This window comes from Bacteroides muris (ex Fokt et al. 2023), from assembly GCF_024704895.1.
Classification (GTDB): domain Bacteria; phylum Bacteroidota; class Bacteroidia; order Bacteroidales; family Bacteroidaceae; genus Bacteroides; species Bacteroides muris.
The window spans coordinates 42257-51351 of record NZ_JAMZEE010000030.1; the positions used below are offsets into that span (position 1 = coordinate 42257).

Sequence of the window (9095 nt, forward strand, 5' to 3'; positions counted from 1 at the left end):
ATGAATCATTCTTTTGAAGCTTGAAATTTAATCAATATCCATTATCTTTGTATATTTGGATAGATAATTGCTAATATAAAACCATGATGAAACAGAAACTTCTTTACCTTTTGCCACTCTTCCTATTGTCGGGATGCGGGCAGGCTATTTACAAGAATGCATCTCTGCCGGCAGAAGAACGTGCCGGACTTTTGCTGAAGGAACTGACGCTCGAAGAGAAGGTGTCCTTGATGATGGACAGCTCCAAACCGGTGGAACGTCTGGGCATCAAGCCCTATAACTGGTGGAATGAAGCGTTGCATGGAGTGGCGCGTGCCGGGCTGGCCACAGTGTTTCCCCAACCGATTGGTATGGCGGCATCTTTCTCGCCGGAGACTGTATACGAGGTATTTACTGCTGTTTCTGATGAGGCCCGTGCCAAGAATGCCTACTATACATCTCAGGAAAGCCATGAGCGCTATCAAGGGTTGACGATGTGGACGCCTACGGTGAACATCTACCGCGACCCTCGCTGGGGAAGGGGTATAGAGACCTATGGGGAAGACCCTTATCTGACCAGCCGTATGGGTGTGATGGTTGTAAAGGGTTTGCAGGGCACGAACGATGGAAAATATGACAAGCTGCATGCTTGTGCCAAGCACTTTGCCGTACACTCCGGTCCGGAGTGGAACCGCCATGAGTTTAATGCGGAAAATATCAAGCCCCGTGATTTGTATGAAACTTATCTTCCTCCTTTCGAAGCTTTGGTGAAAGAAGGAAAAGTGAAGGAGGTGATGTGTGCCTACAACCGTTTTGAGGGCAATCCTTGCTGTGGTAGCGACCGCCTGCTGATGCAGATTTTGCGCGATGAGTGGGGATTTGACGGTATTGTCCTTTCGGACTGTGGAGCTATTGCCGATTTTTACAGAGACTATGGTCATAAGACGCATTCCGATGCAGAGTCTGCTTCGGCGGCTGCCGTACTGAGTGGAACGGACTTGGAATGCGGTTCGAGTTACGAGGCTCTGGTAGAAGCGGTGAAGCAGGGAAAGATTGATGAAGAAGCAGTGGATGTAGCAGTCAAGCGTCTTTTGACGGCCCGTTTTGCACTGGGTGAAATGGACGAGCCGGAGAAGGTGTCCTGGACCGACATTCCTTTTTCTGTGGTGGCTTCTGCCGGACACGACTCTCTGGCACTCGACATGGCTCGCAAGTCCATGACACTGCTTATGAACAAGGATAATACCTTGCCGTTGAAGCGCGGAGGATTGACTGTGGCCGTGATGGGGCCGAACGCCAATGATTCTGTGATGCAGTGGGGAAATTATAACGGTATGCCTCCGCACACAGTCACCATTCTGGATGGAATTAGAAAAGCCTTGGGCTCTGACGACCGGCTTATTTATGAACAAGGCTGCGGATGGGTGGAGAGAGCTCAGATACAGAGCGTCTTCAACCGTTGCCAGACTGCCGACGGAAAACCCGGATTTACTGCACGCTACTGGAATAACGTGACTCGTGACGGTGAGCCAGTCACTACTGCCCAAGTGACCACTCCTTTCCATTTCTGTACATCCGGTGCCACGGTTTTTGCTCCGGGTGTGAACCTTACCGACTTCTCGGCAACCTATAACAGCGTATTCACTCCCGACCAGTCGGGAGAGGTTGTCTTTGACATCTATGCCTATGGTTCAGGTAGATTGCGGATAAATGGGGAGGAAGTGAGAGGATTCTCCAATCAGCACGGTGGGCAGAAGAGTACTTGTACTTTGCAGGTACAAGCAGGAAAAACGTATGACATTGAACTGGATTTTGAATATTTCCGTAGCGATGCACAGCTGAACTTCGACCTTGGATTTAAGAATGAAGTGGATGTGAGGAAATCTGTGGAGCGTGTAAAGGATGCTGATGTCGTGGTCTTTGTGGGAGGAGTTTCTCCGAACCTCGAAGGCGAGGAGATGGGCGTTGAGCTTCCCGGATTCAGAGGGGGCGACCGTACGGATATCGAGTTGCCTGCTGTTCAGCGGGAACTGATTGCCGCTTTGCACCGTGCCGGTAAAAAGGTGGTGTTGGTGAACTGTTCGGGTTCCCCCATCGGTCTGGAGCCGGAAACCGGGAGCTGTGGAGCTATTCTGCAGGCATGGTATCCCGGTCAGGCGGGCGGTACGGCTGTAGCTGAAGTATTGTTCGGTGATTACAATCCGGCAGGACGCTTGCCGGTAACCTTCTACCGTAATGTGTCACAGCTTCCTGATTTTGAGGATTATAATATGACGGGCCGGACTTACCGTTACATGACCCAGGAACCGCTTTTCCCCTTCGGTCATGGATTGAGCTATACTTCCTTCAGCTATGGTGCTGTGGTGCTTGGTTCGGATAATATAAAGTCCGGCGAGAAATTGAGATTGAGTGTCCCCGTAACCAATACCGGCAAATGTGACGGTGAAGAGGTCGTGCAGGTCTATTTGAAGAAGCATGATGATGCAGAAGGACCGGGCAAGGCGTTGCGTGCTTTCAAACGGGTGCATATTCCGGCAGGAAAAACGGTTGATGTGAAGTTTGATTTGGGTGACAAGGAATTAATGTGGTGGAATCCGCAAAGCAATACCATGTGCGTTTCCGAAGGCGGTTATGAACTGATGGTGGGCGGTAGCTCGCAGACTGCTGGTTTGCTGCGCCGGTCTTTTGTCATTCAGCCTTGATACATCACTGACAGAGTCAAAAAAAAGTTTTCCGCTTGAGGGTGAGTTATGACCCTCAAGCGGAATTTTTATATACTGGGAATACATGTTCTTAATAATCCTTAATACTATATGTTAACTCCCTTGTTTCTTTGTACTTCTCTAATTTTAATTGATATATTTGTGATATCATAATAATATCAATTAAATTTATAGAATATGGAAACAAAAGAGTATGGTTTCAGTGGTTTTAAGATGAATGGCTTTCTGGCCTTGTTCCTTCATTTGGTAGTGCTTACGGCGGTGATAATCTTTGGTTTTCTCATTTCTGTGCCTACCTTGATTCTTTCGGCGTGTCTGTGTCTGGTATGGTTCATTATGTTTGCCGGCTATATAGAGCTGGAACCGAACGAGGCGCGTGCCATGGTGTTCTTTGGCAAATACAAGGGAACATTCAAAGAGACTGGTTTTTTCTGGGTAAACCCATTCCTTGATAAGAAGAAGCTTTCGCTTCGTGCACGTAATCTGGATGTGGAGCCGATAAAGGTGAACGATAAGATTGGTAATCCTATTCTCATAGGACTGGTATTGGTGTGGAAGCTGAAGGACACTTATAAAGCCATGTTTGAGATTGATTCACAAACAATGGCTGCATCCGCTCCGACAGCGGGTAATGCCAACCAGGTGAGCCTTGGCAATGCGGTGGCCAACCGTATGAATGCATTCGAGAACTTCGTCATGATACAGAGTGATGCCGCTCTTCGCCAGGTTGCCGGTCAGTATGCCTATGATGATAATGAGATTGATACGGAGGAACTTACTCTTCGTTCGGGTGGTGAGGAGATTAACGAGCAGCTGGAACAGAAGTTGAACGAGCGTCTGGCTATGGCGGGTATGGAAGTGGTGGAAGCCCGTATCAACTATCTGGCTTATGCGCCTGAAATTGCCGCTGTGATGCTGCGTCGCCAGCAAGCATCTGCCATTATTACGGCACGCGAGAAGATTGTGGAAGGGGCAGTATCTATGGTAAAAATGGCGCTCCATAAACTTTCTGAAGAAGAAATTGTTGAACTGGACGAAGACAAGAAAGCGGCAATGGTCAGCAATCTGTTGGTAGTGCTTTGTGCGGATGAGGCTGCCCAACCGGTAGTCAATACGGGAACGTTGAACCATTGATAAAGGATACGGATGAAAGAGATGGGGGTTATAGGACGGTGGGCTCTTATACTGCTCTTGCTGGGCAATGTATACGGGGGCTTTGCACAAGATGCGAATACTGCGCGCGCGCAGCACATTTATGAATTGTTTGTGGCAGGGCAAGGTGACAGTATCCATGCGGCGTTGAACCGGGAGTTGCAGAAGAAACTGGCTCCGGCACTCTTCAATGATTCTTTCCGGCAAGCAGAGAAAATGTTTGGTAAATCCATATCAAAAGGAGAATGGAAGACCGATTCTGCCCAGGGAATTACTATCTATTATTCCGATGTGGAATTTGAACGTTATAATCTCCGTTTTCTGGTGGCTTTTGATGCTGACGGGGCACTGAATACAATCCGGCTAGTCCCTGCACCTGCTGTTAGCACTGCCCAACCGGTAGCCTATGATAAGAAAAAAATGGATGAAAGGGATATTACGCTGGGAGCCGACGGCTACAAGCTTCCCGGAACGTTGACTTTGCCCAAGCGGGCAGTCGGTCCGGATGCATGCAGGGTTCCTTGTGTTATTCTGGTACATGGTTCGGGGCCTCACGACCGTGACGAGACGATAGGTCCCAACAAGCCTTTCCGCGACCTGGCCTGGGGATTGGCGGAACGCGGCATTGCTGTCGTCCGCTATGAAAAACGGACAAAGGCATATGGTGCGGCTTGCGTTCCTGCCGGTCGCGAACTCGATTATGATACTGAGGCCGTGGACGATGCCGTTGCCATAGTGGAGCAGGTAAGGGCTTTGCCCGGGCTGGCTCCTGACAGTGTGTATGTGTTGGGGCACAGCCTGGGAGGTACATTGGCTCCCCGTATTGCCGGGCGTTCGAGAGGTTTGGCAGGTATCATTATCCTTGCCGGACTGGCAAGACCGCTTGAAGATGCTCTTGAGGAACAGGTTTATTATACCTCTTCTTTGACGGATTCTTCAGTCAATATGAAGGCTCAACTTGATGAACTGAAACAACAATTGGCTAATGTCAAAAAGCTTGGTACGGAAGAGTTTGATGAAACGATTTCCTTGCCATTGGGGCAGCCCCGCTCATATTGGCTGTTTGCCAATGCTTACAAACCGGTGGAAGTTGCCGCTAAACTAAAGCTGCCTATATTTGTTCTTCAAGGGGAGAGAGATTATCAGGTGACTATGGAAGACTTCGGTTTATGGCGTTCCGGTTTGTTGCGCTGCAAGAATGCATATTTCAAATCTTATCCGAAATTGAATCACTTGTTGCAGGAAGGCAGCGGCAAGGCGACTCCGTTTGAGTATAGCCATGCTTCGCCCGTCCCGGCATATGTTATGGATGACATTGCCTCCTTCGTGCGGGGCAAGCAGAATACTCTTTGATTGGTACTTGGTTATATCAAAGTAACTTCAATCGTAAATCGTAAATTGTTAAATAGTAAATAAATAGTGGCTAAAAAAGAAACTTCAACCAAAAGCTTTGTCCTCCGTGTGGATGCTGCAACGATGGATGCCATTGAAAAATGGGCAGCCGACGAGTTCCGTAGTACCAATGGACAGCTTCAGTGGATTATCGCTGAAGCATTGCGGAAGAGTGGGCGGATGAAGAAGTCCAAGAATCCTCCTCCGTCTGAAGAGAAAGCAGAGGAGGATTCGTAATAACAGATTCTAAATCGCAGATAGTATGATTAATCTTGGTCCTTATTCCGGCAAGAATTGCCCTATTCGGGTTACGCAAGCAGACGGAACGTATGTGGGAGAATGTGGAGGTTTTGTTGAAAGAAGCTGGCTGTACGTTTGATGATTTAGGACAGATGATTGTTTATCTGCGGGATGTTGCAGACTATACCGTGGTCAAAGGCATGTATGACAAGCGTTTCCCGGATATTCCGAGAGTGTTTGTATATGCTCCGGTATGTCGTCCGGGTTGGCTGATAGAGATGGAATGTATGGGAGTCAGGTCTTTAGAAAACAAGGAGTTTGCTCCATATTGATTTTTTCACTTTTAATTGATAGCTCTTAATTGAAAAAGTTTCTCATAGCTGTTTATGGTTGTTTGCTGCTCCTGCTTGCTGCAACTACGTTTGTAGAGCAGACGTACAGTACGGATTTTGTAGAAAAGCATGTTTATCATACGATTTGGTTTTGTTGCTTGTGGGGAGCCCTTGCTGCGATAACTGTTGTTGTGCTTGTAAGACAGCGGTTGTGGCGGCGTCTCCCGACGTTGTTGTTGCATGGCTCCTTCCTCGTGATTTTGGCGGGAGCTATGATTACGTTTCTTTGTGGTCGGAAAGGATATGTGCATCTTACTGTCGGCAGTGAGGTGAACTGCTTTTTGGAACAAGACGGCAGGCAGGTTGTAGAGTTACCGTTCACCTTACGTCTGGACAGTTTCCGGATTAAGTACTATCCGGGTACGGATGCTCCTGCAGATTATATCAGCTATATTCACGGCGAGAAGCCCGTCTCCATGAACCGTATTCTTTCACGGCAGGGGTTCCGCTTTTATCAGTCTTCCTTTGATGAGGATATGCAGGGAAGCTGGCTGACAGTGAATTATGACCCGTGGGGGATAGGGATTACCTATAGTGGATACCTCTTGTTAGGTGTCTCCATGCTTTGGATGCTGGTCAGCCGGGGCGGAGAGTTCCGCAGGCTGCTGAGGCATCCGTTGTTGAAGAAGGGAGGAATGTTTGTCCTATTATTGCTGTGCCTGGGAAGTGGGGTACATGCGCAGAAAAGAGGCCTTCCGGCACTGGCACGCAAGCAGGCGGATAGTCTCGCCCGTAAGCAGGTGATTTATAATGATCGTGTGGTTCCTTTCAATACCCTTGCGCGCGATTTTGTACTGAAACTGACGGGAAAACCGTCTTATGGAGGCATGACACCGGAGCAGGTGATTGGCGGATGGCTTCTGCGTCCGGAGGTTTGGCAGAATGAGCCGATGATTTATATCAAAAACGAGGCACTCCGTCGCCTGCTTCATTTGAAGACGCCCTATGCACGTCTGGCTGATTTGTTCGACGGTGAGAAGTATCGCTTGCAGAAGTACTGGAAGGAGGAGCAAGGCCATCGTCAGAAAATGACTTCTCTGGAAAAGGCCATTGTAGAGGCGGATGAAAAGGTGGGACTGATTTTGATGCTCCAAAATGGTACATTGATTCGTCCTTTGCCGGAAGACGGAAGTGTGGAGCCTATTTCCGATACTAAAATACAAGCCGAATTGCTGTATAACCGTGTTCCTTTCAGCAAGCTGCTGTTCATGTTCAACCTTACGGTGGGATTGTTGGCTTTCTTCCGTTTGTTGTACCGTGGCTTGCGCCGTTCGTCTGCATCAGGTTCTTCCGGTCGGATTACGGTGTTTGCTTCTTTTTCACATCTGACAGATGTTTTCTTTCCGGTTGCACTTTATGCAGCGTTTCTCTTTCAGCTCTTCGGGTATAGTCTGAGATGGTACATCGGCGGGCGAATTCCGTTGGGTAACGGATACGAAACAATGCAGTTCATGGCATTGTGTGCACTGTTCCTGGCTTGTCTGTTCCGGCGGCGTTTCCCGTTTATGGTGCCCTTCGGCTTTTTGTTGTCCGGTTTTGCCTTGCTGGTTTCATACTTGGGACAGATGAATCCCCAAATCACTCCCTTGATGCCTGTACTCGTTTCTCCATGGCTCAGTATGCATGTGTCATTGATAATGATGTCTTATGCTTTATTCGCTTTCATGATGCTGAACGGTATACTGGCACTGTGTCTCCGTCGTTCGGTCCGGATGTTGATGCTGCTCAGCCGACTGCTGCTTTATCCTGCCGCTTTCTTTTTGGGAGCCGGCATTTTTCTGGGTGCAGTTTGGGCCAATGTTTCATGGGGTCGTTATTGGGCTTGGGATCCAAAGGAGGTATGGGCGCTGATTACTTTCATGGTCTACGGGGTGGCGTTCCATGCACGTAGCCTACGTATTTTTCGCAGACCGTTGTTTTTCCATATCTATATGATTGTTGCCTTTCTGACAGTCTTGATGACCTATTTCGGGGTGAACTACATCCTTGGAGGAATACACAGCTATGCCAATGCCTGATTTTCGGGTGGTTCTACCTATTTATAATGACCGGCTTGTTTTATTATACCTAATTTAAGTGATTGCGTACTATCTGCCGATGCCTTATCTTTGCAGCGTCAGATTTGAATGAATTAGTTAGTCATAATTACGTAACCACTTTTATGAAGATAAAAGGATTCCCGCTTCCCGATGTGATATTGTGAAGCGGGGATTTTGTTACTATCGTGTAAACACGAAACGAATACCTTGCCGGCACGATATTTGTTTCTTGCATCACACGTTGTTAATTTCCTGCATGACATGTTATTGATATCTTGTGCCCTGCTTAATCAGCTTCCCGTACTCCGCTTCTCCCTCGCCAGTACCGAGATGATGTACCCTCCCTTGCTGTTCACCTTGTTCCAGTTCGTCCCATTGAATATTTTCCAGACGTAGTTTCCCAGCCTGCCGTAGTCCGACAGCTTCAGAATCTTCCTGATTTCCTCCCGGTCGGTGATGTATAGCTTTTTCAGGTTCAGCATGAGGCATTCCAGGTTGTGCGTATTCCTGTTGTAGGCATATCCGGGAATGTCCGGATCAGGATTTCCCTGCGCTCCTCCGCTTTCCCCCGGGGGAGTAAGAGGGGGAAGTGCTTTGCTTTCTTTTGCTTTGCTTTCTTTGCTTTGTTTTGAATTGCATGCATTTTCGGGGAAAATGTCTGCATCCTGCGTGCAATTTTCCCGTTTTTGCGTGCAAGTCCTGTCCTTATCCGTTTTGTCCTCTTCCGTCTCTACCAGCAGATAGGGCAGGGTGGTGAGGTCCCTTTTCCTTCGTTTGGTGGCTTCCAGCCACACTTTCTGTATCTCGGTAGAGGTCAGTACCCCTTGTTCCTTATAGGTTTTGGGGTCGAAAAAGGTTTTCTCCACCAGGATGTCCACTATTCCCTGCATCTCCTGCTCGTTGATGTCCCTTCCCGCCTTGTTTGTGAACAGAGTGCATTGCTCCGCGTTCCATTTCAGGTAATATCCGTTTTCCTTGTGTATCTTGCACAGCAGTTTCATTACCGCCGCCGTTCCTTTCAGTCCGAACCTGGCTTCCACCAGTTCCACTGCTATCTCTTCGAATAGATTTACTTTGAGGGGGAAATATAGCATTCCCCCATACATCATGGCCATTGTTTCTAGTGTTTTAATGATTGGTGATTCATGGTTAGCATACGGGTCTCCATTCCAGGAAGT

General features: G+C 48.2%; 6 protein-coding genes and 1 pseudogene. 6 read left to right on the forward strand and 1 reads right to left on the reverse strand.

The genetic code is table 11. The annotated features are described in order from the left end of the window. The first annotated feature begins 86 nt into the window (after window positions 1-86). The 6 genes and pseudogenes from xyl3A (at window position 87) to ccsA (ending at window position 7896) form a co-directional block, all read left to right on the forward strand. A complete protein-coding gene (xyl3A, locus tag M1B78_RS12410; protein WP_257940834.1) occupies window positions 87-2681 on the forward strand; it encodes a xylan 1,4-beta-xylosidase in 2595 nt (864 codons plus the stop codon). Window positions 2682-2879: 198 nt separating this feature from the next. Then, window positions 2880-3836 carry an SPFH domain-containing protein gene (locus tag M1B78_RS12415; protein WP_257940831.1) on the forward strand — a complete coding sequence of 319 codons (957 nt, stop codon included), beginning with the start codon at window positions 2880-2882 and terminating at the stop codon, window positions 3834-3836. Between the two features lie 12 nt (window positions 3837-3848). Beyond that, the gene (locus M1B78_RS12420; RefSeq protein ID WP_257940832.1) at window positions 3849-5207 is read left to right on the forward strand and encodes an alpha/beta hydrolase; all 1359 of its coding nucleotides are present in this window, start codon (window positions 3849-3851) and stop codon (window positions 5205-5207) included. Between the two features lie 66 nt (window positions 5208-5273). Continuing rightward, window positions 5274-5483 (forward strand): hypothetical protein, encoded by a 210-nt coding sequence (locus M1B78_RS12425; protein WP_005835322.1) that lies wholly within the window; start codon window positions 5274-5276, stop codon window positions 5481-5483. Window positions 5484-5554: 71 nt separating this feature from the next. Continuing rightward, window positions 5555-5818, forward strand: a pseudogene (locus M1B78_RS12430) (Rid family hydrolase); the annotation flags it as partial. A 29-nt stretch (window positions 5819-5847) separates the two neighbouring features. Continuing rightward, window positions 5848-7896 carry a cytochrome c biogenesis protein CcsA gene (ccsA, locus tag M1B78_RS12435; RefSeq protein WP_257940833.1) on the forward strand — a complete coding sequence of 683 codons (2049 nt, stop codon included), beginning with the start codon at window positions 5848-5850 and terminating at the stop codon, window positions 7894-7896. Window positions 7897-8207: 311 nt separating this feature from the next. On the opposite strand, the gene M1B78_RS12440 is transcribed toward ccsA, so the two are convergent. Continuing rightward, window positions 8208-9032 carry a DUF4373 domain-containing protein gene (locus M1B78_RS12440; protein ID WP_257940835.1) on the reverse strand — a complete coding sequence of 275 codons (825 nt, stop codon included), beginning with the start codon at window positions 9030-9032 and terminating at the stop codon, window positions 8208-8210. Window positions 9033-9095: the final 63 nt, after the last annotated feature.